Here is a 25,424-nt window from a genome sequence, read left to right on the forward strand (position 1 = left end):
TGTTAACATTAAAAGCCGCCTAGAATGTTGTAACATTAAGGGCGAACCAGACTAACATTTATGACGTCGACGCCGGCCCAGAGGACGGTCAGGGACATCAGCCCTGCGCACCCCGAGGTGGAGTTCGCGCTGGTGCTGGCGCGGACCATCGACTCCGTCAGTTCCGACCCGCAGCAGCTGCGCAGCGCGGTCTACGAGCTGGCGCGGCAGAAGCTGCGGCAGCTCGCGCATGAGGATCCAGGCGAAAAGGTGCGCCTGATGCAGGCGCTGGAAGCGGCGATCGAAGGCGTCGAGGCGCACACCGCGAACAATGTGCTCGAAAGGTTTTCGGTGCCGCCGGCGCGGCCGCTGCCCGCGTTCCTGGAGGCGGCGGGCGCAGCGCGCCGAATCGAGGGGCCGCAGCGGACTGATGCCGAGGAGGCCTTCGTCACGACGCTCGAGCAGGCAGCGCCGGCCGGGCTGTCGCGCCATCCGCGATGGTCGTCGTCGGCGCCGCTGCGTTATGTTGTGATGCTGGGTTTCTTCGCATTGATCGCGGCCGTCGTCCTGCTGCAGCAACACGGCGTGTCTTTGGCCGCGGCGCGCGCGATCATCGCGGGGTCGTTCGCACCGTCGCCGGCGCAACCCCAGAGGCCGGCGGTGATTGCCGCCGTGCCCGCGCCGCCGGCCATGCCCGCCCCGGCGGTGCCGAACCGGCCGCTGCCGACGGCTTACGGCGTCTACGCCGAGAGCGGCGGCAAGCTGTACGAGCTGCAATTGATCCAAGGGCGCGCGCCGGATCCGCGCATTGCGATTTCGGCTGCCATCACCAGGCCGAGCGAGACCTCGCTGCCAGACGGGCATCTGCGCTTCATCGTGTTCCGGCGCGACGGCGCTGGCGGTGCCTCCGATCCGATCGACGTGCGCCTGATCGCGCGCGTGACCCAGCAGACCACGTTCGATGCGACCGGCAAGCCGGTGGTCTCGCCGGGCGACGACACCTGGGTGATCCGCAACATCTCGATCCCGTTCCGCGCCGCGCCGCTCAGCGAGGATCCGCAGATGTTCGAGATTCAGCCGCGCGACGACGCGCCGCTGTCGCCGGGACGCTACGCGCTGATCCTGAAGGCCCAGGCCTACGATTTCACGGTCGAGGGCGCGGTGACCGACAAGCGGCATTGCCTGCAGCGGCTGGCGGCCGCGAACGGCGTGTTCTACTCGGAATGCGAGAAGCCGTGAGCTGTGCGCGCATTCGGCTCAGCGCGGTGCTGGCGCTGTTGCTGTCGTCGAATGCCGCGATCGCCGCGCCCGATGCGGAGACGGCGAAACGGTGCCTGCGCGCGGCCTATATGGTCTATCCGTACAAGCGGCCGGGCGCCGTGCCGATGAACGGCGACCGGCTGCATTTCTTTCAGCAATGCATGGCGCAGGAGGGCACGATGTCAGCGGAAGCGCCGAAGCGCGATTAGCTCGGCGAATGCTCCGCCCGGGACCTCAGCCGGCCGAACTGGCTGCGCAGCACCAGCAGGATGAAGTGACCCGCGCCGATGCCGGCAAAACCTCCCGCGACCTTCACGACCGCGTCGAGCAGCCGGCCGTGGCGGTCCGGCGTCAGCAATTGCATCGCTTCCAGCGTGAAGGCGCTGAACACGACAAACAGCACAATCAGTGCGGTGCGCCGCGGGTAGCCCAGCACAAAGGCCAGTCCCATCACGGCATAGGCGGCGAAGCGCTCGGCCTGCGGATGCAGGAATGACGGACGGTCCTGGATTGGCGACAGTGTGACAAATGCGATGAAGGCCAGCGCTAGCCAGCCGGCGACCACAGCAAACGTCCTGATCTTCGAAACAAGCAAAAAAGTATTCCCGATCCCTGCACCTAGCCGGGCTGGCTTAGCGCATCGCCGATATCAGCGACAATTAAATGCCCGCCGAAGGTTAACCCGCTGCCGTCGGTGACTTGGCGCACGGCGCCGGCACGTTGGCAACACGATATTGGGTGAGCCGGTGCGCATCCAAGTACTTGGTATCTAAATACCATAAACTGAAACCCGCCGCGATTCCATCCGCATCGGATCAATGGAACCGGGGGCGCTTGCGCGGGTTCCCGGGATGGTGCACCTGACGAAAAAATTAGCTTTGCGGCGCGGATCCATTCATAGGCCGTTCACGGCGCGAAGCCTCATTTGATGCCGAACTATCGCAATGCTCACTCTCGGAGGCCAAAGTGCGTCTGCTCGTCGTTGAGGATGACCCGGATCTGAACCGCCAGCTCACCACCGCGCTGACGGACGCCGGCTATGTGGTCGATCGCGCGTTCGACGGCGAGGAGGGGCATTTCCTCGGCGACAGCGAGCCCTATGACGCCGTCGTGCTGGATATCGGCCTGCCCAAGATGGACGGTATCTCGGTGCTCGAGCCTGGCGGCGGAACAAGCGGGTGATGCCGGTGCTGATCCTCACCGCGCGCGACCGCTGGAGCGACAAGGTTCAGGCTTCGACGCCGGCGCCGACGATTATGTCGCCAAGCCCTTCCACCTCGAAGAGGTGCTGGCGCGGATCCGTGCGTTGCTGCGACGGGCGACCGGGCATGCCCAGGTCGAGCTGATCTGCGGGCCGGTGGCGCTCAACACCCGCACCAAGCGCGTCACCGTCAACGGCAACCCGATCAAGCTGACCTCGCACGAGTACAACCTGCTCGACTATCTGATGCATCACACCGGGCGGGTGGTCTCGCGCACTGAGCTGGTCGAGCACCTCTACGACCAGGACTTCGACCGCGACTCCAACACCATCGAGGTGTTCGTCGGCCGCATCCGCAAGAAGCTGGAAGTCGATATCATCCAGACGGTTCGCGGCCTCGGCTACATGCTGTCGGCGCCGACTTAAAGCGTTTTCGAGCGACGTGGATACCGCGGTCGCTCGCGCGAAGAAAACGCGATCAAACAAAAGGATGAGGGCATATCCTTTACAATCGGATCATGCTCTTGGAGTGCTTGATCGGCGTACACGGGCATTGTCATGATCCGCGCCGGGAGGACTGGATTCGCTGATGTCTGAATCCCTGATGTCTGTTGCCACTGACACGCTGTTCGAGCGCGTGCCCTGATGGGGGGCAGTTCGCTCGCGACCCGCCTGTTCGTCTCGGCGACCGCCTGGGTGGTGGTGATCCTGGCGATCACGGGCGTCATCCTGTCGTCGGTCTATCGCGACGCGACCGAGCGCGCCTTCGACCGAAGGCTCAATCTCTATCTGCGCACCCTGATCGCCGAGGTGGCGACGCCGGACGAGCCGGCCGACCGCCAGTTCCAGTCGCTCGGCGAGCCGCTGTTCGACCTGCCGCTGTCGGGCTGGTACTGGCAGATCACCCGCACCGACACCGAAAAGGGTGAGACCCGCGCCTCGCGCTCGCTGTGGGACAAGAAGCTGCCCAAGCTCGAGGAGCACGGCGCCGAGCTGACCGCCGCCGGCGTCCGCCTCGGCTATGTCGATGGACCGGAGGGCCAGAGCCTGCGGGTGGTGGAGCGGCCGGTCGATCTCGGCGCCGACGGCAAGTTCCTGGTCAGCGTCGCCGGCGACGCCACCGAGATCTTCGATGAGACCCGCAGCTTCGACTATTATCTGTTCGGCACCTTCGCGGCCCTGGGCATCGTGCTGCTGCTGACCACGATCTTCCAGGTGCGTTACGGCCTGGCGCCGCTCAAGCGCATCTCGGATGCGATCGCCGATATCCGCTCCGGCCGCGCCGAACGGCTGGAGGGCCGGTTCCCGGTCGAGATCGCGCCGCTGGCGCGCGAGACCAATGCGCTGATCGATGCCAACCGGGAGATCGTCGAGCGCTCGCGCACCCATGTCGGCAATCTCGCCCATGCGATCAAGACGCCGCTGTCGGTGATCGTGAACGAGGCGGCCGCGCATGCCGCCGATCCCTTTGCCAGCAAGGTGCTGGAGCAGGCCGATGTGATGCGTGACCAGGTCGCGCACCATCTCGAGCGCGCCCGGATTGCCGCCCGTGCCACCATCGTCTCGACCATCACCGACGTCGCGCCGGCCATCGAGGCGCTGCGCCGGACCATGGAGAAGATCCATCGCGACCGCGACCTCTCGATCGAGGCGAAGGCCGACCCGGCGGCGCGGTTTCGCGGCGAGCGGCAGGACCTGGAGGAGATGGTCGGCAATCTCGTCGACAACGCCTGCAAATGGGCGGCTTCGCAGGTGTTCATCGAGGTCTCCGTGGTCCCGCCGGAAGCATCGGGCGCCGGTCCCAGGCTGCGCATCGTGGTCGACGACGATGGACGCGGCCTGTCGGAAGCGGAGCGCGCCCAGGTGTCCCGCCGCGGCCAGCGGCTCGATGAGTCGAAGCCCGGCTCGGGGCTCGGCCTGTCGATCGTGACCGATCTCGCCGGCCTCTATGGCGGCAAGCTCATCCTGAGCGATGCGCCGATCGGCGGCCTGCGGGCCGAGCTGGTGTTGCCGGCGGTCTAGTCGTTGGTGCCCGCGCAGCAGCGAGCCGATGGCGTTGCTGGCCGCAACGTCACCGCACACACCTGCCTAATCAGTGTACTTGGCAGTGTAACAAGCGTCGGTTACCGTTTCGCCATCGCCTGACCGTAAGTCAGGCCAAGACCTGCGAGGACTCCATGATTGAGCTCACGGTCAATGGGACCAAGCACCAAGTCGACGTTGTCCCCGAGATGCCTTTGCTGTGGGTGCTGCGCGACGAACTCGGAATCACAAGCCCCAAATATGGCTGCGGAGTTGCGCAATGCGGCGCCTGCACCGTGCAGATCGATGGAATGGCGGTCCGATCCTGCCAGGCGCATATCGGCGAGATTGCCGGCAAATCGGTCGTCACCCTCGAAGGGTTGGAAAAGCGGGACCAGCATCCGGTTCTGCAGGCCTGGATCGAACATCAGGTCCCGCAATGCGGTTACTGTCAGACCGGCCAGATCATGCAGGCCATCTCGCTGCTCGATCTGATCGCGCAGCCGACCGACGAAGACATCAACGAGGTGATGTCCGGCAATCTCTGTCGTTGCGGCACCTATCCGCGCATTCGGGCGGCTATCCACGCGGCGGCCGCGAAGAAGATGGCGGAGAAGTGAGATGGCACCTCAGACCTATTCGCGCCGCGCATTCGTTTTTGGCTCCGCAGCGGTAGCAGGCGGCATCGCCTTCGGCTTGTACGGCGATGCTGTGCAGGCCGCGACGGCAAGTGACAATCCGTTGAGCGCCAGCCTCGGGCCGAATTCCGTCACCTTCAACCCCTGGGTCGAAATCAGCCCGGAGAAAATCACGCTCATTGCGCAGCATGCCGACATCGGCCAGGGCGTCGGCTCGGTGCAGCCGATCCTGATCGCCGAAGAGATGGATCTGGATCCCGGGCAGTTCGAGATCAGGTTCGCCGGCCCCAGTCCCGCCTACTTCAACACTGGTTTTGCGGATGAATTCGCGCCGTTCGTGGCCGCGGACCAAAGCCCGGCCGCCGAAGAAGCGCGCGCCGCCTCGCTCGAATATCTCAGAAAGACCGGTCTGCAGATGACCGGCGGCTCGAGCACGATTCCGGACACCTACCAGAAGCTGCGGGTCGCCGGCGCGGTCGCACGCGAGACGCTGAAGGCCGTCGCGGCCAAGCGTGCGGGAGTTGCTGTCGCCGACCTCCGCACGCAATCCGGCCATGTGATCCTCCCGGACGGGAAGAAGATTGCCTATCTCGAACTCGCGGCAGATGCCGCCAAGATAGCGCCCGTGCTCGATGCGAAGCCGCGCGATCCGTCACAATGGCGGTTGCTGGGCAAGCCGATGACGCGTCTCGATATTCGCCCGAAGGTGATGGGCGAATTGAAGTTCGGCATCGATATGAAAATGGACGGCATGCTCTACGCCTCCGTCAAGCTGAACCCCAGCAAGGGGCAGCCGCTGAAGTCATATGACGCGACCAAGGCCCGCACGATGCCGGGGGTCAAGAAGATCCTCGAAATCAAGAATGGCGTTGCGGTGGTTGCCACCAACAGCTGGTACGCGATGAAGGCGGTCGCCGCGATCGATTGCGAGTGGGCGCCGTCAGTGTATCCGGCCGAGCAGGCTGATCACTGGAAGGTGCTGGAAACGTCGTTCAAGCCCGAATTCCTCGGCAAGGAGTGGCGCAAGATCGGCGATATCGAGGCCGGGTTGAAGGTTGGCACGCGCGTCGAAGCCGAATATCGCGCGCCCTATCTGGCGCATCAGCCGCTTGAGCCTCTCAACGGAATGGGACTGGTAACCGACAAGGGCATGGAGATCTGGGTCGGCCATCAGAGCCCGCAATTCGTGCAGAATATCGCGGCGGCGGCGATCGGCCTGAAGCCGGAACAGGTCACCTTCCACAATCAATGGACGGGTGGAAGCTTCGGGCACCGTCTCGAATATGAGAACGTTCGCGTCCTGGCGGAAATCGCAAACCAGATGCGCGGTACGCCGATCAAGCTCGTGTTCTCGCGCGAAGAGGATTTCCTCCAGGACATTCCGCGCCAGATTGCCATCGCCAGGCACAAGGGCAGCGTCGACAACGGCAAGATCGTGGCCGTCGATCTGCAACTGGCCTCGACGACTCCGCTCAAGGGATTGCTCGAGCGCTCGGGCATCCCATCGAAGGATCCCGACGGGCAACTGGCCGCGGGTCTGTGGAACGTCTACTACGACATCCCCAATTTCCGGGGCACAAGCTACGAGGCGCAGGGATTGTCGCCGAGCACCACATGGCGATCGGTCGGTGCGTCAACCGCGGGCTTCTTCACCGAGAGCTTCATCGACGAACTGATCCACGCCGCGGGCCTCGATCCCATGAAGGCGCGCATCGCGATGTGCAATGTGCCGACCTACCGGAAGGTGCTGGAGACGGTCGCGGAGATGTCGGATTGGAAGGGACCGCTCGGAAACGGCCGTGGCCGCGGCGTCGCCTTCGTCGAGGCGTTCGGCACGCCGGTTGCGGAGGTCGTCGAAGTGACGAAGACGGACAGGGGCATCAGGATCGACAAGGTCTGGGTCGCCGTCGATGTCGGCAAGGTCGTCGATCCCGTCAATTTCGAGAACCAGGTGCAGGGCGGCGTCGTCTGGGGGCTCGGCCATGCCATCAATTGCGAAATCACTTATGCAAAAGGCGCGGCACAGCAGACCAATTACAATCACCACGAAGCTATGCGCATCTACCAATGTCCGGTGATCGAAGTCCGCGGGCTCGAGAACGATCCGAAGGTGAGGGGGGTCGGAGAACCGCCGGTCCCGCCGGCCGCACCCGCGCTCGCGAACGCGATCTTCGCGGCGACCGGACAGCGCATCCGCGAAATGCCGTTCAACAAGTTCATCGATTTCGTCTGAGGCGGGCCATGAAGAGATATCTGATGATGCTCGCTCTTGCCGCCTCGGCAACGGCCGTCCTGACCGGACTCGTTGCAGCCAAGGACGAAGCCAACAAGGACGTCCTGCCGGCGGGCAGCGTCAGCCGCGCCGAGGGGCTGGAGGCCTGGAAGCGCATCGAGGCCGTCGTGACGCATCCGCGATGCGCGAATTGTCACGTCGATGCCAAGGCCATCCCGATCTGGACGCCGGCAGGTGAATCCAGGCCTCGGGTCCATGGCATGAACATCCACGGCGGCGATAGCCGCATTGGTGCCGAGAAGCTCACCTGCTCGACCTGTCACATGACGTCGACGCAAGCCAACGAGCCGGCACCGTCACCGCCGCGCGCCGGCATCGACTGGCAGCTCGCGCCCGTCGAATTCATCTGGTTCGGCAAGAGCGGCGCAGAGATCTGCGCGCAGCTCAGGGACCCCAAACGCAACGGCGGCCGCGACGCCGTCGGCTTGCTGGAGCATTTGAGGCACGATGCATCGCTCAACGGCTTCATCCCGCGCGGATGGGCACCCGGGCAAGGCCGTACGACCCCGCCGGGGACGTTTGAGGATCACGTCAAGGACATGGCTATGTGGGGCGCCGCCGGACAGCCATGTCCGGAGTGACGCCGAGATCGGACGGCGGCGGATCGCATGAGGCAGCTTGCGATTTTCCTCAATCATTTCAATTGGGCCTTCGACGCGTCAGGAACTCTAAGCTATTGATCCGTCGTATTTTTCAGATAACGGCTTCTTAACGCGGCGGCCTCTATCATTGCGGGCGGACGGGCTGCGGCGTTTGCCGGGCACCAAGCTTTCACGACCGGGCGCATGAGCCAGAAATCGACCGAGCGGCTGAGGGATTATCTCGCGCAGCTTCCGCCGCAATCGCAGGCGCTGCTGATGCGGGAGCTGGAGCGCGCGGTCGAACGCGGCGACGACGTCACCGTCGCCAATCTGGTGCTGGAACAGCTGCGCAAGATCGTGCGCGGGGCCGAGGAGGACGAGCGGATCGAGCCGCGCAGCGACGATCCGGCGCGGCTCTTGTTCCGGCCGCTCGAACCGTTCCTCGCCGAGACCAATTTCCCGACCCGGCCCGGCCAGCTTCGGCGCGCCTCGCTGCTGCCGATCTGGCAGTGGCTGGCCCGCGAGGGGGCCCCCGAGGCGGCCCGCGAATTCGAGGCGGCGCTGGCGGCGGCGACCGAAAGCGGTCCGATGGAGGTCGCCGCGCGCAAGTTCCAGCTGGCGGCTGCGGAAGCCATCATCAAGATCGCGGGGCCGAGCCAGGAAGACCGCCAGCGCGCGCTGGCGCGGGTCGGCCCGCCGAGCGTGGTCGAGGACCTGCTGCCGATCGGCCTGGTGTTGCAGGCCCGCGAAGCGCTGGAAACCCTGGGCAGCCGGCTGCCGAGCCAGATCCGCGTGTTCGCCGATTCCCAGATCGCCTCCGCGACCGACGCGCTGAAGCTGCCGTCGCTGCAGACGCCGCAGCTGCTGCCGTTCGCGCTGTCATTGATCGCGCAGCGGCTCGCCGCGCCGTGGCAGATCGTCCGGCTCGCCATCAAGATGGCGGCTTCCGACGACGAGCTGCGGGTCGCGGCGACGCCGTACGGCATCGCCGTCACCATCGCGCTGCATGACCTGTCGTTCGTCGCGGCCTGCCTGCGCACCGACATCAAGCGCGGGCATTTCGATTATGTCGGCGAGCAGCTCAAGACCCTGCATGACGGCGTCCGCGGCCTGCGCACCGAGCTCGACCTGCGCAATGATTCCAATTGGGGCCGCCAGCTCACGTCGGTTCGCGCCGACACCTCCAACGCGCTGCAATCGGAGATCGACAGCGTGCCGGGCCGGGTCCGCCGCATCCTGCGCCAGCGCGCCGACAAGGACATCACGGCCGGCGCCAAGATCGATCAGTCCGAGGTCGAGGACGCCGCCGCCCTGATCGATTTCGTCGCGGTGTGTCGCACCTATGCCAGCGAGCTCGCGATCAACGAGGTGACGCTGCGGACCTTCTCCGACCTGCAGCATTATGTCGAGCAGTCGACCGAGGGACTGGTGCAGTCGCTGCGCGGCGGCGACGCCCGGGTCCGTTCCTTCCGCCAGCAGCAGGTCAAGGCCGCGATCCGCTTCTGCGAAGTGCTGTTCGGCCACGACTACGCCTCGCTGATGAACCGCGCGGCTGAGAACGCGGTGACCGGCGAGCGGAAGTCGACGCGCGCGGGGTAGTGGTACCACGTCGTTCGCGCGCATGCCGACGAGCCCACCATGGCGGAACGACAGACGGCTCAAATTTCGGAATAATGGAAGTGTGGTGCTGATTTGCCCGACGTGTCAAGTCGGCATTCGAGCGCCGGGAGCCGCCCGCCGGCACCTTTGCATGGGGTTGTTTTCGATATTTTTGCCAGCGCGTGCCTCGGCCCGAAAACGCCGTTGCTGGACCGATGGAACGGCACCGGAAAACCACCTGATTTCGACCTTCGGTCGATCCAGCAATTGTCAATTGCCGGGCTCGCCGCCGGTGGTGTAAAGCGATTCTAAGGTGGCTTGCCGGAAGCCGCCGTTCCATCCGGGAACCGCTTGATGACGCTGTGGTTTGTGTTCGCGCTGATGACGGTCGCGGCGATCTTTGCCGTGTTATGGCCGCTCAGCCGGCGCGGGCGGGCGGACTCTGGCGGCAGCGAGGTCGTGGTCTACCGCGACCAGCTCGCCGAAATCGACCGCGACATGGCCGCAGGGATCATCGGCGCCGCCGAGGCCGATGCCGCGCGGATCGAGATCAGCCGCCGGCTGCTGGCCGCCGCCGACCAGAGCGGACAGAACACGCCGGTGCAGGGCAGCCTCAGGCTGCGGCGCGCGGCGGCACTCGTGGCCCTGGTCGGGCTGCCGGTGATCGCTTCGGGCTTCTATCTCGCACTCGGCTCGCCGCGGCTCGGCGACTTCCCGCTCGCCGAGCGCAGCAAGGTGGCCGATGCCAACCAGCCGCTCGCCAATCTGGTCGCGCAGGTCGAGGCCCATCTGGAGAAGAACCCGACCGACGGCCGCGGCTGGACGGTGCTGGCGCCGGTGCTGTCGCGGCTTGGCCGCTACGATGATGCGGTCCGCGCCTATCGCAACGCCATCACCTATGCCGGCGACAGCGCCGATCGCCGCGCCGATCTCGGCGAGGCGCTGATGGGCAGCGCCGGCGGCGTCGTCACCGCGGACGCCAAGGCGGAGTTCGAGCGCGCGGTCGCGCTGAACGGCGACGATGCCAAGGCGAACTATTTCCTCGGTCTCGCCGCCGAGCAGGACGGCCGCAAGGCCGATGCGGCTGCGCTCTGGCAGAAGATGCTGGCGAAGGGGCCATCCGATGCGCCGTGGCGGCCGCTGGTGCAGGCCGCGCTGGTGCGGGTCGGCGGCACAGTGCCGGACGTCGCCCCGGGCGTCGGCGCACCCGGTGGCGTTAGCGCACCCGCGCTGCCTGACGGTGCGGTCGCGGCGGCCAAGGACATGAGCGAGGCCGATCGCGGCGCCATGATCAAGGGCATGGTCGACCGGCTGGCGACGCGGTTGAAGACCAATGGCGACGACGTCGAGGGTTGGCTGCGGCTGGTGCGCGCCTATCTCGTGATGGGCGAGCGCGACAAGGCGATGAGCGCGCTCGCGGATGCCCGTCAGGCGGTGGCCAAGGATGCCGACCGGTTGCGTCAGCTCAATGAAGGACTGAAGAATCTCGGGCTGGATGGATAACCCATGACGCGGAGCAATGCGCGGCGGTTTTCGGACGGCATCGAGCGCAAGGATGGACCATGACCAGGAAGCAACGGCGTTTGACACTGATCGGCTGTGCACTTGTCGTGCTCGCGATCGCCGCGGGGCTGGTGCTCAACGCGCTGCGCGATTCCATCGTGTTCTTCTCGACGCCGTCGATGGTCGCCGAAAAGCATCTCGGCCCGGGCAAGCGGTTCCGCCTTGGCGGTCTGGTGCAGCCTGGCTCGCTCCAGCGCGGCGACAACCTTGCCGTGAATTTCACCGTCGCCGACGGCAGCGCGACGCTGCCTGTCGCCTACAAGGGCATCCTGCCGGACCTGTTCCGCGAGGGGCAGGGCGTCGTTGCCGAAGGCGCGCTCGATGCGTCGGGCGTGTTCCGCGCCGACACCGTGCTCGCCAAGCATGACGAGACCTATATGCCGAAGGACGTCGCCGACGCCTGAAGAAGCAGGGCCACTGGAAGGACGATTACGGCGCCAAGCCGGACAACAAGCCGGGTGCAATGCCGAGCGCCTCCGCGGCGCCGACCCAGGGAGCCATGCGGTGATCGCTGAAAGTGGACATTATGCCCTGGTGCTCGCGCTTGGGCTCGCGCTGATCCAGTCGATCGTGCCGATCATCGGCGCACGCTGGCGCGATGCGGCGCTGATGAACGTCGCGCGCTCGACCGCGCTCGCCCAATTGCTGTTCGTCGCGGCATCGTTCGCGGCGCTGGTGACCTTGCATGTCACCTCGGATTTCTCGGTCGCCAACGTCTATGAGAATTCGCATTCGCTGAAGCCGCTGCTCTACAAGATCACCGGCGTGTGGGGAAACCATGAAGGCTCGATGCTGCTGTGGGTGTCGATCCTCGCGCTGTTCGGTGGTCTCGTCGCGGCCTTCGGCAACAACCTGCCGCTGTCGCTGCGCGCGCATGTGCTGGCGGTGCAGGCCTGGGTCGCCAGCGCGTTCTATTTGTTCATCCTGATCACCTCAAACCCGTTCCTGCGCATCGCCAACCCGCCGATCGAGGGCCGCGACCTCAATCCGGTGCTGCAGGACATCGGCCTCGCGGTGCATCCGCCGATGCTCTATCTCGGCTATGTCGGCTTCTCGATCTCGTTCTCGTTCGCGGTGGCGGCGCTGCTGGAGGGGCGGATCGACGCCGCCTGGGCGCGCTGGGTGCGGCCGTGGACGTTGATGGCGTGGATCTTCCTCACGCTCGGCATCGCGATGGGCTCCTACTGGGCCTATTACGAGCTCGGCTGGGGCGGCTGGTGGTTCTGGGATCCGGTCGAGAACGCTTCGCTGATGCCGTGGCTGGCCGGCACCGCGCTGCTGCATTCGGCGCTGGTGATGGAGAAGCGCAACGCGCTGAAGGTCTGGACCGTGCTGCTGTCGATCCTGACCTTCTCGCTGTCGCTGCTCGGCACTTTCCTGGTCCGCTCCGGCGTGCTGACATCGGTTCACGCCTTCGCGACCGATCCGACCCGCGGCGTGTTCATCCTGCTGATCCTGTTCGTCTTCATCGGCGGCAGCCTGTCGCTCTATGCCTGGCGCGCGCCGGCGCTGAAGCAGGGCGGGCTGTTCGCGCCGATCTCGCGCGAAGGCGCGCTGGTGCTCAACAACCTCCTGCTCACCACCGCTTGCGCGACCGTGTTCATCGGCACGCTGTATCCGCTGGCGCTCGAGGTCCTGACCGGCGAGAAGATCTCGGTCGGCGCGCCGTTCTTCAACTTCACCTTCGCGCCGCTGTTCGTGCCGCTGTTGCTCGCGGTGCCGTTCGGTCCGCTGCTGGCTTGGAAACGCGGCGACCTGCTCGGCGCAGCGCAGCGGCTGATGGTCGCCGGCATCGCTGCGCTGGTGGCGATGGCCCTGGTGCTTGCGTGGACCTATGGCGGCGCGACGCTGGCGCCGCTCGCGATCGGGCTTGCGGCCTTCGTCATCGTCGGTGCGCTGTGCGACCTCGCCGAACGCATCGCGCTGTTCCGGATTCCGTTGTCGCTCTCGCTGCGCCGGGCGCGTGGCCTGCCGCGTGCGACCTGGGGCACCGCCTTCGCGCATGCTGGTCTCGGCATCGCGCTGATCGGGATCGTCTGCGAGACCACCTGGAACAGCGAATATATCGGCTCCATGAAGCCGGACGACGTCGCCCGCGTCGCCGGCTACGAGCTGCGGCTCGACGGCCTGAACCCGCGGCAGGGCCCGAACTTCCGCGAGATGATCGCGCAATTCACCGTGACGCGCGACGGTGAGAAGGTCAGCGTGATGACGCCGTCGAAGCGCAACTTCACCACCCGCGGCGCCTCGACGACGGAGGCCGCACTGCTGACGCGCGGCGCAAGCCAGCTCTACATATCGTTGGGTGATGTCTCGGCCGACGGCGCGATCGCGGTGCGCATTTATCACAAGCCGCTGGTGCTGATGATCTGGTGGGGACCGGTGCTGATGGCGTTCGGCGGCCTGCTGTCGCTTTCCGACCGCCGCTTGCGGGTCGGCGCGCCGAAGCCGGCGAAGGCGGCCGCGCGCGCATTGCAGGCGGCCGAGTGATGCGGTCGCGCGCGCTTGCAGCTGCCGTGCTCGCGCTGAGCCTGACGCTCGGCGCGATGCCCGCCCGGGCGGTGCTGCCCGACGAGATCATGACGGACCCGGCCAAGGAGGCGAGGGCGCGCGAGCTCTCCAAAGAGCTGCGCTGCATGGTCTGCCAGAACCAGTCGATCGACGATTCGGAGGCGCCGCTGGCGCGCGACCTCCGTTTGCTGGTGCGCGAACGCATTTCGGCCGGAGACAGTGACCGCCAGGTGATCGATTTCCTGGTCGCTCGCTACGGCGAATTCGTGCTGCTCAAGCCGCGCCTCAACGAGCACACGCTGGTGCTGTGGCTGACGCCGCCGCTGGCACTTCTGCTGGGCGGTTTTGCGCTCTGGCGCCTTGGCCGGCGCAAGGGCAATCCGACTGCATCTGGGGACGATTCCAGCCCCGGATTGACGTCCGACGAGCAGGCCCGCCTCGAACGGCTGCTGGCGACGGAATCCGCGCCGGACAAGCCGCTTTAGTTCCTTTCTAAGCCCTTAATTCGGCTGCGCTATTCTGCCGCAGCGCGAGCTCGCTCGATTACAAAAGTTTAATTCCGCAGCCAGCGCGCCGTAAGGCTGATGACCCCATGTTCAGGTCCATCAGGTGCCCGCCCCCGCACCGGTGATTCTGGCCTTGGAGATTTCAACACATGACCGACCGTCCCGACCTCTCGTCCCTTCCGTCCTACAAGGCGCCGAGGCGCTCGCTGTTCTCTGCCCGCAAACTCGCGCTGATGGCCTCGGTCGTGGCCGGCCTCGGTGCCGCCACCTATGGCCTCAGCCCGACTCACAACCCGGCCGACCTGTTCACCACGCCTGCGCATGCGCAGGTCAATAACGAGGTCAAGAAGGTCCAGCAGCCGGTCGGATTTGCCGACATCGTCGAGCGCGTGAAGCCGTCGGTGATCTCGGTCAAGGTCAACATTCGCGAGAAGGTCGCGAAGGATGACGGCAACAATGACGATTCGCCGTTCCAGCCGGGTTCGCCGATGGAGCGCTTCTTCCGCCGCTTCGGCGGCCCGGATGGCTTGCCGCCGGGCCTGCGCGGTGGACCGCGTGGCGGTGGCGTGGTGACGGGCCAGGGCTCCGGCTTCTTCATCTCGGCTGACGGCTATGCCGTGACCAACAACCACGTCGTCGACGGCGCCGACAAGGTCGAAGTCACGACCGATGACGGCAAGACCTATTCCGCCAAGGTGATCGGCACCGATCCGCGCACCGACCTCGCGCTGATCAAGGTCGAGGGCGGCTCCAACTTCCAGTTTGCCAAGCTCTCCGATAGCAAGCCGCGCATCGGCGACTGGGTGCTGGCGGTCGGCAATCCGTTCGGCCTCGGCGGCACCGTGACCGCGGGCATCGTCTCGGCCTCCGGCCGTGACATCGGCAATGGTCCGTATGACGACTTCATCCAGATCGATGCGCCCGTGAACAAGGGCAATTCGGGTGGCCCGGCGTTCGACGTGTCCGGCGAGGTGATGGGCGTCAACACCGCGATCTACTCGCCGTCCGGCGGCAGCGTCGGCATCGCGTTCTCGATCCCGGCCCAGACCGTCAAGAGCGTCGTCGCCCAGCTGAAGGACAAGGGTTCGGTCAGCCGCGGCTGGATCGGTGTTCAGATTCAGCCGGTGACATCAGACATCGCCGACAGCCTCGGCATGAAGAAGGCCGAAGGCGCGCTGGTTGCCGAACCGCAGGCCAACGGCCCCGCGGCCAAGGCCGGAATCGAGTCCGGCGACGTCATCACCGCCGTCAATGGCGAGCCGGTGAAGGATGCGCGCGAACTCGCCCGTACCATCGGCGGCCTCGCGCCCGGCAATGCCGTGAAGCTGAACGTGCTGCACAAGGGGCAGGACAAGACCGTCAACCTGACGCTCGGCCAGTTGCCGAACAGCCTCGAAGCCAAGGCTGACACCAACAACGACGGCGACAAGGGCAACTCGTCCCGTGGCACCGACGTGCCGAAGCTCGGCCTCACCGTAGCTCCCGCCAACAGCGTGGCGGCGCCGGCAAGGAAGGCGTGGTAGTGACCGAAGTCGATCCCAAGAGTGCTGCCGCTGAGCGGGGCTTCAAGGAAGGCGACGTGATCCTCGAGGTCGCCGGTAAGTCCGTCGGCACCGCCGGTGAGGTGCGTGATGCGATCACCGCGGCGCGCAATGACAACAAGAACAGCGTTCTCATGCGCGTGAAGAGCGGCGGTTCGTCGCGCTTCGTGGCAGTGCCGCTGGCCAAGGGATAACTATCTATGAGTTGGAACGCGTCGCCGGCATCAGTCGCCCCCGCCGACGGCGCGTTCCGGGGGGCGGGCCCCTTGCTCGCTCCCTATGTTGCCTTTCGATGGAATATGCCCCCCTCCGTCGGAAGGTCTCAGGGCGGTGGAGTCCCCCAGCTTCACCGCCCACTTTTCCCGCGCATGATTCGGAAAAGTGGATACCGGTTTTCCGGTCAGATCATGCGCCCACAAGAGTTCCGGAATATGCGCGGTCGTCTTGCATGTGCAGGCCGGCCGCGCCATGCTGACAGAGGGCCCATTCCCGTGACCGCAACTGCTCCGCAAATGCGCATCCTGATCATCGAAGACGACCGCGAGTCAGCCGACTATCTGGTCAAGGCATTCCGTGAAGTCGGCTACATCGCTGATCTCGCTTCCGACGGCGAGGAAGGCCTGTCGATGGCCGAAACCGGCGATTACGACGTGCTGGTTGTGGATCGCATGCTGCCGAAGCGTGACGGCCTGTCGCTGATCGGCAGCCTGCGCGACAAGGGCAACCGGACGCCGGTCTTGATCCTCTCGGCGCTCGGCCAGGTCGATGACCGCATCAAGGGCCTGCGCGCTGGCGGCGACGACTACCTGCCGAAACCCTATTCCTTCGCCGAGCTGCTTGCGCGCGTCGAGGTGCTGTCGCGGCGCAATGTCGGGCCGGCCGAGGAAACCACCTACAAGGTCGGCGACCTCGAGCTCGATCGGCTGTCGCATCGCGTCGCCCGCGGCAAGGATGAGCTGACCCTGCAGCCGCGCGAATTCCGCCTGCTCGAATATCTGATGAAGCATGCGGGCCAGGTGGTGACGCGCACGATGCTGCTCGAGAATGTCTGGGACTATCATTTCGATCCGCAGACCAACGTCATCGACGTGCACATCTCGCGGCTGCGCTCCAAGATCGACAAGGGTTTTGAGCGGCCGCTGCTGCATACCATCCGCGGCGCGGGGTATATGATCCGTGACGGCATTCGGTAAACTGATCCGGACCACGGCGTTTCGGCTGACGCTGGTCTATCTGTTCCTGTTCGCGCTGTTTGCCGCCTCGCTGCTGGCTTACTTCGCCTGGAATACGCGGCGGCTGATCACCGAGCAGATCACGACGACCGTCAACGTCGAGATCGGCGAGATCACATCCATCTATAACCGCCGCGGCCTGCACGGCCTGCTGACCACCATGGGCAATCGCGCGCTGCGGCCGGGCGCTAACCTCTATCTTCTGACCGCACCGAACGGGCAGGCGCTGGCCGGCAATGTCGGCTCGCTGGCGCCGGGCGTGATGAGCGTCCAGGGCTGGAGCGAGACCGCCTACCGCCGGATCGACGACCAGGACAAGACCGATCACCGCGCGCTGGTGCGGGTCGCCGAGATGGACAACGGCTTCCGCCTCCTGGTCGGGCGTGACCTCGAGGAGCGGCGGCGGTTGTTCGGCATCGTCGCCAAGGCCGCGCAATGGTCGATCCTCGTCGTGGTCGTGCTCGGCATCGGCGGCGGCATCTTCGTCGCCCGCCGCGTGCTGCACCGGATCGACGCCATGACCGGCACCACGAGGCGCATCATGGCGGGCGATCTGTCCGGCCGGCTCCCGGTCGGCCGCAGCGGCGACGAGCTCGACCGCCTCGCGGAAAATCTCAACGCCATGCTGGAACGCATCGAGGCGCTGATGACGGGGCTGAAGGAGGTCTCCGACAACATCGCCCACGACCTCAAGACACCGCTGACGCGGCTGCGCAACCGCGCCGAGGAGGCGCTGGCGCGGTCGGGCAGCGAGGCCGACTATCGCGCGGCGCTGGAGCGGACGATCGAGGAATCCGACGGGCTGATCCGCACCTTCAACGCGCTGCTGATGATCGCACGCGCCGAGTCCGGCCAGGCGCGCGGCAACATGGACGATTTCGACGGGGCCGACGTCGCCAACGGTATCCACGAATTGTACGAGCCGCTGGCCGAGGACGACGGCATGACGCTGCAGGTGAAGACCGCGCCTTCGCCTGTTCACGGCAACCGCGAATTGATCAGCCAGGCGGTCGCCAACCTGGTCGAGAACGCCATCAAATATGGCAAGCCCGACGCCGGCGTGGAGCCGATGAAGGCGGATGCGCGGGAGATCCTGATCGAGGCGCGGCGCGAGGGCGACCAAGTCCTGCTCAGCGTCACCGACCACGGTCCGGGCATCCCCGAGGGCGATCGCAAGCACGCGGTGGAGCGCTTCGTCCGGCTCGAGGCGAGCCGCACCTTACCCGGTTCCGGTCTCGGCCTCAGCCTGGCTTCGGCGGTCGCCACGCTCCATGGCGGCGAGCTCAGGCTCGGCGATGCCCATCCCGGGCTGGTGGCCACCCTGGTGCTGCCGGCGCGGGCGGGCGGCAGTGACAGGCTTGCGGCTCAAACGCAGGATGTGCCACAGAAGGCGGCATGAATGCCGCCGCGCCGGGAAACGCGGATCGACACTGTCTGGCCGCGCGGTTCGCGGATGGACCGCGTGTCGCCGCGCCCGAATCCGCCGATCAGCGCCTGACTGACTGGTTCGCCGAGCTCGAGCCGGCGCAATCGGCCGCGCTTGCAGCCTTGCTCGAGCAGCCGTTCGCACGGGACATCCTGCGCGGCATCGCCGAGTTCTCGCCCTATCTGTTCGAGCTCGCGCGCGCCGATGCCGGGAGGCTGATCCGGATCCTGTCATGCGACCCGGAGTCGCATCTGGCTGGCCTGATCGAGACCACCTCGCGCGACGTGCTCGCCGCCGGCAGCGAGGCCGACGTGATGGTGCTGCTTCGCCGCATGAAGGCGGAGGCCGCGCTGATGATCGCGCTGTGCGACATCGGCGGCGTCTGGCCGGTGATGCGGGTGACGGCGGCGCTGACCGACATCGCGGTGAATTCGGTGCAGTCGGCGCTTCGATATTTGTTCCGGCAGGAAGTCGCCCGCGGCCGGATGACCGCCGTCGATCCCGAGCATCCGGAAGTCGGCTCGGGCCTGATCGTGCTTGCGATGGGCAAGATGGGCGCGGGCGAGCTGAACTATTCCAGCGACATCGACCTGATCGTGTTCTTCGATCGCACGGCGACCTCGCTCGCCGAGGACATCGAGCCGCAGCCGTTCTTCGTCCGCGTTACCCAGGCGATGGCGCGGATGCTGCAGCAACGCTCGGGCGAGGGCTATGTGTTCCGGGTCGATCTCAGGCTGCGCCCGGACCCCGCCTCGACCCAGGTCGCGATCTCGACCGACGCGGCCTTGCACTATTACGAGCGCGAGGGACGGACCTGGGAGCGCGCCGCGATGATCAAGGCGCGGCCCTGCGCCGGCGATCCCAGGGCCGGCGAGGCGCTGATCGGCGAGCTCGCGCCGTTCGTCTGGCGCAAGCATCTGGATTTTGCCGCGCTCGCCGACGTCCACGACATGAAGCGGCAGATGCAGACCTACCGCGGCCAGAGCGAGATCTCGGTCGAGGGCCACAACGTCAAGGTCGGCCGCGGCGGCATCCGCGAGATCGAGTTCTTCGCCCAGACCCAGCAGCTGATCGCCGGCGGCCGCCATCCCGAGCTGCGGGTGCGGCCGACGCTGGAGGCGCTCAACGTGCTCGCCAACAGCAACTGGATCACCTTCGAGGCGCGCGACGAGCTCACGACGGCCTACGAATTCCTGCGCCGGGTCGAGCACCGGCTTCAGATGATCGCCGACGAGCAAACCCATTCGCTGCCGGAAGCGCCGGAGGATGTCGAGCGTTTCGCGCATTTCTTCGGCTACGAGAACCGCGAGGCTTTTGCCAAGGACTTGCTCGGTCAGCTCAAGATCGTGCAGAACCACTACAGCAAGCTGTTCGAGGGCGACGATCCGACCGGCACCGCGAAGCTGCCGGATGTCGACTATGGCGCCGGGCCCGAAGATGGCCGCCTGATCGAACATCTCGCCCAACTCGGCTTCAAGAAGCCCGTCGCGGTGGCCGGCACCGTGCAGCAATGGATCGCGGGCGACTATCGCGCGCTGCGCGTCGAGGCGACGCGGGCGGCGTTCCTCGAATTCATTCCCGGCCTGATCGACGGCCTCGCCCATGCCGAGGAGCCGGACGATGCGGTGGCGGCATTCGACCGTTTCCTCGGCGCGCTGCAGCGGGGCGGACGGCTGATCTCGCTGCTGAGCCAGAACCGCGATTTCGTGGCGCTGGTCGCCTTGATCCTCGGCGCGGCGCCGCGGCTCGGCGACATGCTGGCGCGGCAGCCGCAGATCATGGACGGCCTGGTCGATCCGCGCTTCTTCGGCGCGATGCCGGACAAGAAGGAGCTGTCCGCGCGGCTCGCGACCACGCTGCAGGATGCGTCGTCCTACGAGGATTTCCTCGATCGTCTGAGATTGTTCGGCCAGGAGAGCCTGTTCCTTATCGGCACGCGGATCCTGTCCGGCACGGTGTCGGCGCAGCATGCCAGCACCGCCTTTGCCGACGTCGCCGAGGGCATCGTGCACACCGTGCACGGCCTCGTCACCGACCAGTTCGCCGCGCAATATGGCCGGATCAAGGGGCAGGAGACCGCGATCATCGCGATGGGCCGGCTCGGCAGCCGCGAGATGACGGCGTCCTCCGACCTCGATCTGATCACGCTCTACGATTTCGACAGCGAGGCGCCGGATTCCGACGGCGAGCGCTCGCTGCACGGCGCGCAGTACTTTGCCCGTTTCACCCAGCGCCTGATCAGCGCCTTCACGACCCGGACCAATTACGGCGTGCTCTACGAGGTCGACATGCGGCTGCGCCCGTCCGGCCGCGCCGGCCCGGTCGCCTCACGGATCGATGCGTTCGCCGACTATCAGGAGCGCGAGGCCTGGACCTGGGAGCACATGGCGCTGACGCGCGCGCGTGTGATCTCGTCGTCGGCGGAATTCCGCCAGAGGATCGAGGCGATCATCCGCGGCGTGCTGACCCGGCCGCGCGATGCGGCGTCGACCGCGGCCGACGTTGCCGACATGCGGCGCGCCATCGCGCTGGAGAAGGGCGAGGACGATGTCTGGGACCTCAAGCTCGCCGCCGGCGGGCTCGTCGACATCGATTTCATCGCGCAATATCTCCAGCTCGCGCACGCTTCAGCGAAGCCGGAGATTCTCAGCGTCTCGACGCTCCAAGTGCTCGACAATGCCGCCAAGCTCGGCCTGCTCGGCCAGTCCGAAGCCGAGATCCTGCGCTCGGCGGCGCGGCTTTATCACGATCTGACGCAGATCCTGCGGCTGTGCGTGACCGGCAAGTTCAATCCGGAGACCGCGGGCGAGGATCTGCGGCGCGTCATGGCGCGTGCCGGCGATGCGCCGGATTTCTCCGCGCTGGAGGCGCGCCTGCGCGAGACCCAGAGCGAAGTGCGCCGCGTGTTCAACACGATTGTGGGTTAGCGATAGTCCCCGACCTGAATCCCGTCATCCCGCGCAAAGGCTTTGCCTTTGTCGCTGGTGCGAGCCTTGCGGCGCAATTGCGCCGCTGGGCGAGCCTGGAAGGATGCACGGCCACCAGCCGGGCCGTCGATCCTTCGAGACGGCCGCGTCGCGGCCTCCTCCAGCGCAAAGGCGCAGCCTTTGCGCGGGGGTGACGTGAGGGAAGGTCGCGCGCGTTATTCGCTACGCCTGCTGCCTCAGCTTGAGCAGCGCATCGCGGACGTCGGGCTCGAGGCCAGAGCCGCCGGCATCGAGGTGGGCGAAGATCTGCTTGCGCATCCGCGGATCCCAGAACTTCCAGATGTGCTCGGAAATGCCCTGCACGGCGCGGTCGTGCCCCTGGCTGTGGAAGAATTTCCCGATCTGGTTCGCCATATAGACCAGTTTGTCAGGCGACGACGACATAAGCGGACTCCTTGCCGGGCACCGCGCCTGTGACGCGTTCCGGATGCGTAAAGATCTCAAATCCATCGGCGCGGGCGATCGCGGCGAGCGTGATGCCGGCGGCATCCGCCATCCGCACCGCGAGCGCTGTCGGCGCCGACACGGCAGCAATCAGAGGCGCGCCGATCGCGGCGGTCTTCTGCACCATCTCGACCGAGACGCGGCTGGTCAGCAGCACGATGCCATCGCTCGCGACCACCTTGTCGCGGGCCAGCGCGCCGGCGAGCTTGTCGACCGCGTTGTGGCGGCCGACATCCTCGCGCAGTGCGACGATGCCGCGCGCGGCGGTCCAGAACGCGGCGGCGTGCACGGCGCGGGTCTGGTGGTTGATCTCCTGCAGCGGCGCCACCGCTGCCACCGCGGCCATGATTTCGCGCGGCGAGAACACGCGGCCCGCCGGCACCACCGCGGCCGGTCGCACCGCCTCGCTGATCGAATCGAGGCCACACAGGCCGCAGCCGGTCGGGCCGGCGATGTTGCGGCGCCGCTCGGCGATCCGCTCGGCCTTGTCAGGCTTCAGCCACATCCGCAGCTCGATGCCGTCGTCGAGCTCGACGATGTCGAGGGTCTCGATCTCCTCGGCCGATTGCACGATGCCTTCGCTCAGGCTGAATCCAACGGCGAAGTCGCCGAGATCCTCGGGCGAGCCCATCATCACGGCATAGGTGCCGCCATTATAGGTCAGCGCGAGCGGCGTCTCCTCCGGGATCAGGCGCGCGCCGTCGCTGAAGACGCCGTCGCGCCAGACCTTCCGGATCGCCTTGTGGACCGGCTCGCGCATCGCTACTCCGCGGCTTCCACGACAGGCGCGATGCGGCGGGAGTTGCGTGCCTGTTCGTCGTAGGCCTTCTGCCAGTCGGACGGACCGTTCGACGGCGAGATCTGCACGGCGGTGACCTTGTACTCCGGACAGTTGGTCGCCCAGTCCGAGAAGTCGGTCGTGATGACGTTGGCCTGGGTGTCCGGATGATGGAACGTGGTGTAGACCACGCCCGGCGCCACGCGGTCGGTGATTTCAGCGCGCAGCGTGGTCTCGCCGGCGCGGCTTGCCAGCCGCACCCAGTCGCCGTCGCGCACGCCGCGCTGCTCGGCGTCGTGCGGATGGATCTCGAGCCGGTCCTCGGCGTGCCACACCACGTTCTCGGTGCGGCGGGTCTGTGCGCCGACATTGTACTGGCTGAGGATACGCCCCGTCGTGAGCAGCAGCGGATAGCGCGGGCCGGTGCGTTCGTCGGTCGCGATATATTCGGTGAGGATGAACTTGCCCCTGCCGCGCACGAAGCCGCCGATATGCATCACCGGCGTGCCTTCCGGCGCCTTCTCGTTGCACGGCCACTGCACCGAGCCGAGCTCGTCGAGCTTGGCGTAGGAGACGCCGGCGAAGGTCGGCGTCAACGCGGCGATCTCGTCCATGATCTCGGACGGATGAGAGTAGTTCATCGTAAAGCCCATCGCCTTGCCAAGCATGATCGTCACTTCCCAGTCGGCATAGCCGTTGAGCGGCGTCATCACCTTGCGGACGCGCTGGATGCGGCGCTCGGCATTGGTGAAGGTACCGTCTTTCTCGAGGAAGGTCGAGCCGGGCAGGAACACGTGGGCGTAGTTCGCGGTCTCGTTCAGGAACAGGTCGTGGACGATGATGCATTCCATCGCCGACAGCGCCGCCACCACGTGCTTGGTGTTCGGGTCGGACTGCAGGATGTCCTCCCCCTGCACGTAGAGCCCCATGAAGGAGCCCTCGATCGCGGCATCGAACATGTTGGGGATGCGCAGGCCGGGCTCGTTGTTGAGCTTGACGTTCCACATCGCCTCGAACTGTTCGCGCACCGCATCGCCCGCGATATGGCGGTAGCCCGGCAGCTCGTGCGGGAACGAGCCCATGTCGCAAGAGCCCTGCACGTTGTTCTGGCCGCGCAGCGGGTTCACGCCGACGCCGGGCCGGCCGATATTGCCGGTGGCCATCGCGAGGTTTGCGATCGCGATCACGGTGGTCGAGCCCTGGCTGTGCTCGGTGACGCCGAGCCCGTAATAGATCGCGCCGTTGCCGCCGGTCGCATAGATCCGCGCCGCCTCGCGCAGATCGCTGGGATCGACGCCGGTCATGATCGCGGTGGCTTCGGGGCTGTGCTTGTCTTGGGCAACGAAGGCGGCCCAGTCCTCGAACTCGCTCCAGTCGCAGCGTTCGCGCACGAAGGCCTCGTCGGCGAGCCCTTCGGTGACGATGACATGGGCGAGTGCCGTCAGCACCGCGACGTTGGTGCCGGGCATCAGCGGCAGATGCAGCGCCTTCACATGCGGCGCTTCCACCATCTCGGTTCGGCGCGGATCGATCACGATCAGCTTCGCGCCCTGGCGCAGCCGCTTCTTCAGCCGCGAGGCGAACACCGGATGGGCCGAGGCCGGATTGGCGCCGATGACCAGCACGACGTCGGTGTCCTCCACCGAGTCGAAATCCTGGGTGCCGGCCGAGGTGCCGTAGGTCTGCGACAGGCCGTAGCCGGTCGGCGAGTGGCAGACGCGGGCGCAGGTATCGACATTGTTGTTGCCGAAGCCGGCGCGGATCAGCTTCTGCACCAGGTAGGTCTCTTCGTTGGTGCAGCGCGATGAGGTGATGCCGCCGACCGCGTCGCGGCCGTACTTCTGCTGGATGCCCTTGAACTTCGCGGCGGCGAAGTTCATCGCCTCGTCCCACGACACCTCCTGCCAGGGATCCTCGATCCGTTCGCGGATCATCGGCTTCAGGATGCGCTCCTTGTGGGTGGTGTAGCCCCAGGCGAAGCGGCCCTTGACGCAGGAATGGCCGCGATTGGCCTTGCCGTCCTTCCATGGCACCATGCGCACCACTTCCTCGCCGCGCATTTCGGCCTTGAAGGCGCAGCCGACGCCGCAATAGGCGCAGGTGGTGACGACCGAATGCTCGGGCTGGCCGATCTCGATCACGGATTTCTCGGTCAGCGTCGCGGTCGGGCAGGCCTGCACGCAGGCGCCGCAGGACACGCATTCCGAGCCGAGGAAGCTTTCGTTCATGCCGGGCGAGACGCGGCTGTCGAAGCCGCGGCCGGAGATCGTCAGCGCGAAGGTGCCTTGCACCTCCTCGCAAGCGCGGACGCAGCGCGAGCAGACGATGCACTTCGAGGGATCGTAGGTGAAGTACGGATTGGACTCGTCCTTCGGCATCCAGTTGTCGTTTTCGCAGCCGTGCGATTTGGCGAACACATGGTTCTCGCCCTCATAGCCGTAGCGCACGTCGCGCAGGCCGACGGCGCCCGCCATGTCCTGCAACTCGCAGTCGCCGTTCGCGGCGCAGGTCAGACAGTCCAGCGGATGGTCGGAGATGTAGAGCTCCATCACGCCCTTGCGCAGCTTCTTCAGCCGGTCGCTCTGGGTGTGCACCACGAGGCCGGGCATGACCGGTGTGGTGCAGGAGGCCGGCGTGCCGGCGCGGCCCTCGATCTCGACGAGGCAGAGCCGGCAGGAACCGAAGGCGTCGACCATGTCGGTCGCGCAGAGCTTTGGGATCTGGGTGCCGGCTTCCATCGCCGCGCGCATGATCGAGGTGCCCTCGGGCACGGTGATCTGATTGCCGTCGATGGTCAGCGTGACCATCGTCTCGGATTTGGATTTGGGCGTGCCGAAGTCGGTTTCCTGGATCAGCGACATCG

General features: G+C 66.3%; 17 protein-coding genes and 3 pseudogenes. 16 read left to right on the forward strand and 4 right to left on the reverse strand.

Annotated elements, in window-relative coordinates; all coding sequences use genetic code 11:
• Nucleotides 1-60: 60 nt before the first annotated feature.
• Nucleotides 61-1,218, forward strand: coding sequence for a hypothetical protein (locus ALC15_RS29270; protein WP_063781890.1), 1,158 nt, complete (start codon nt 61-63; stop codon nt 1,216-1,218).
• Nucleotides 1,215-1,448 (forward strand): hypothetical protein, encoded by a 234-nt coding sequence (locus ALC15_RS29275; protein ID WP_244486317.1) that lies wholly within the window; start codon nt 1,215-1,217, stop codon nt 1,446-1,448. The genes ALC15_RS29270 and ALC15_RS29275 overlap by 4 nt, the downstream gene beginning before the upstream one ends.
• On the opposite strand, the gene ALC15_RS29280 is transcribed toward ALC15_RS29275, so the two are convergent.
• Nucleotides 1,445-1,834, reverse strand: coding sequence for a hypothetical protein (locus tag ALC15_RS29280; RefSeq protein ID WP_050630291.1), 390 nt, complete (start codon nt 1,832-1,834; stop codon nt 1,445-1,447). The genes ALC15_RS29275 and ALC15_RS29280 overlap by 4 nt on opposite strands.
• A 371-nt stretch (nt 1,835-2,205) precedes the next feature.
• Between ALC15_RS29280 and ALC15_RS29285 the strand changes: the two are divergent.
• From ALC15_RS29285 to ALC15_RS29350, 14 genes and pseudogenes are all read left to right on the forward strand, one after another.
• Nucleotides 2,206-2,866 (forward strand): annotated as a pseudogene (locus ALC15_RS29285) (response regulator transcription factor).
• A gap of 219 nt (nt 2,867-3,085) precedes the next feature.
• Entirely contained in the window at nt 3,086-4,462 is a 1,377-nt protein-coding gene (locus ALC15_RS29290) for a sensor histidine kinase (protein WP_050630292.1), read from the forward strand.
• Nucleotides 4,463-4,617: 155 nt separating this feature from the next.
• Nucleotides 4,618-5,082 carry a (2Fe-2S)-binding protein gene (locus ALC15_RS29295; RefSeq protein ID WP_167350174.1) on the forward strand — a complete coding sequence of 155 codons (465 nt, stop codon included), beginning with the start codon at nt 4,618-4,620 and terminating at the stop codon, nt 5,080-5,082.
• Between the two features lies 1 nt (nt 5,083).
• Nucleotides 5,084-7,333, forward strand: a complete 2,250-nt coding sequence (locus ALC15_RS29300; RefSeq protein WP_050630293.1) for a xanthine dehydrogenase family protein molybdopterin-binding subunit — start codon at nt 5,084-5,086, stop codon at nt 7,331-7,333.
• An 8-nt stretch (nt 7,334-7,341) separates the two neighbouring features.
• Entirely contained in the window at nt 7,342-7,974 is a 633-nt protein-coding gene (locus tag ALC15_RS29305; protein WP_050630294.1) for a hypothetical protein, read from the forward strand.
• Between the two features lie 204 nt (nt 7,975-8,178).
• Nucleotides 8,179-9,573, forward strand: coding sequence for a serine/threonine-protein kinase (locus ALC15_RS29310; protein WP_050630295.1), 1,395 nt, complete (start codon nt 8,179-8,181; stop codon nt 9,571-9,573).
• 354 nt (nt 9,574-9,927) lie between these two features.
• A complete protein-coding gene (gene ccmI, locus ALC15_RS29315) occupies nt 9,928-11,076 on the forward strand; it encodes a c-type cytochrome biogenesis protein CcmI (protein ID WP_050630296.1) in 1,149 nt (382 codons plus the stop codon).
• A 59-nt stretch (nt 11,077-11,135) separates the two neighbouring features.
• A pseudogene (gene ccmE, locus ALC15_RS29320) lies at nt 11,136-11,644 on the forward strand (cytochrome c maturation protein CcmE).
• Nucleotides 11,641-13,626 carry a heme lyase CcmF/NrfE family subunit gene (locus ALC15_RS29325; protein ID WP_050630297.1) on the forward strand — a complete coding sequence of 662 codons (1,986 nt, stop codon included), beginning with the start codon at nt 11,641-11,643 and terminating at the stop codon, nt 13,624-13,626. The pseudogene ccmE and the gene ALC15_RS29325 overlap by 4 nt, the downstream one beginning before the upstream one ends.
• Nucleotides 13,626-14,132 carry a cytochrome c-type biogenesis protein gene (locus tag ALC15_RS29330; RefSeq protein ID WP_050630298.1) on the forward strand — a complete coding sequence of 169 codons (507 nt, stop codon included), beginning with the start codon at nt 13,626-13,628 and terminating at the stop codon, nt 14,130-14,132. Before ALC15_RS29325 ends, ALC15_RS29330 begins: the two co-directional genes overlap by 1 nt.
• A gap of 170 nt (nt 14,133-14,302) precedes the next feature.
• Nucleotides 14,303-15,888, forward strand: a pseudogene (locus tag ALC15_RS29335) (Do family serine endopeptidase).
• A 318-nt stretch (nt 15,889-16,206) separates the two neighbouring features.
• Complete coding sequence (locus ALC15_RS29340; RefSeq protein WP_029878846.1) at nt 16,207-16,887, forward strand: response regulator transcription factor; 681 nt, start codon at nt 16,207-16,209, stop codon at nt 16,885-16,887.
• Entirely contained in the window at nt 16,871-18,325 is a 1,455-nt protein-coding gene (locus ALC15_RS29345; RefSeq protein WP_050630299.1) for a sensor histidine kinase, read from the forward strand. Before ALC15_RS29340 ends, ALC15_RS29345 begins: the two co-directional genes overlap by 17 nt.
• Entirely contained in the window at nt 18,322-21,279 is a 2,958-nt protein-coding gene (locus ALC15_RS29350; RefSeq protein WP_050630300.1) for a bifunctional [glutamine synthetase] adenylyltransferase/[glutamine synthetase]-adenylyl-L-tyrosine phosphorylase, read from the forward strand. Before ALC15_RS29345 ends, ALC15_RS29350 begins: the two co-directional genes overlap by 4 nt.
• A gap of 222 nt (nt 21,280-21,501) precedes the next feature.
• Here the strand turns inward: ALC15_RS29350 and ALC15_RS29355 are convergent, their stop codons facing one another.
• Genes ALC15_RS29355 through fdhF form a run of 3 tightly spaced genes read right to left on the reverse strand, consistent with a single transcriptional unit; the run spans nt 21,502 to nt 25,422 of the window.
• Complete coding sequence (locus ALC15_RS29355; RefSeq protein WP_050630301.1) at nt 21,502-21,723, reverse strand: formate dehydrogenase subunit delta; 222 nt, start codon at nt 21,721-21,723, stop codon at nt 21,502-21,504.
• Nucleotides 21,707-22,543 carry a formate dehydrogenase accessory sulfurtransferase FdhD gene (gene fdhD / locus ALC15_RS29360; protein ID WP_050630302.1) on the reverse strand — a complete coding sequence of 279 codons (837 nt, stop codon included), beginning with the start codon at nt 22,541-22,543 and terminating at the stop codon, nt 21,707-21,709. Before fdhD ends, ALC15_RS29355 begins: the two co-directional genes overlap by 17 nt.
• Nucleotides 22,544-22,545: 2 nt before the next feature.
• Entirely contained in the window at nt 22,546-25,422 is a 2,877-nt protein-coding gene (fdhF, locus tag ALC15_RS29365) for a formate dehydrogenase subunit alpha (RefSeq protein ID WP_050630303.1), read from the reverse strand.
• Nucleotides 25,423-25,424: the final 2 nt, after the last annotated feature.

It is taken from the genome of Bradyrhizobium viridifuturi (assembly GCF_001238275.1).
GTDB lineage: Bacteria > Pseudomonadota > Alphaproteobacteria > Rhizobiales > Xanthobacteraceae > Bradyrhizobium > Bradyrhizobium viridifuturi.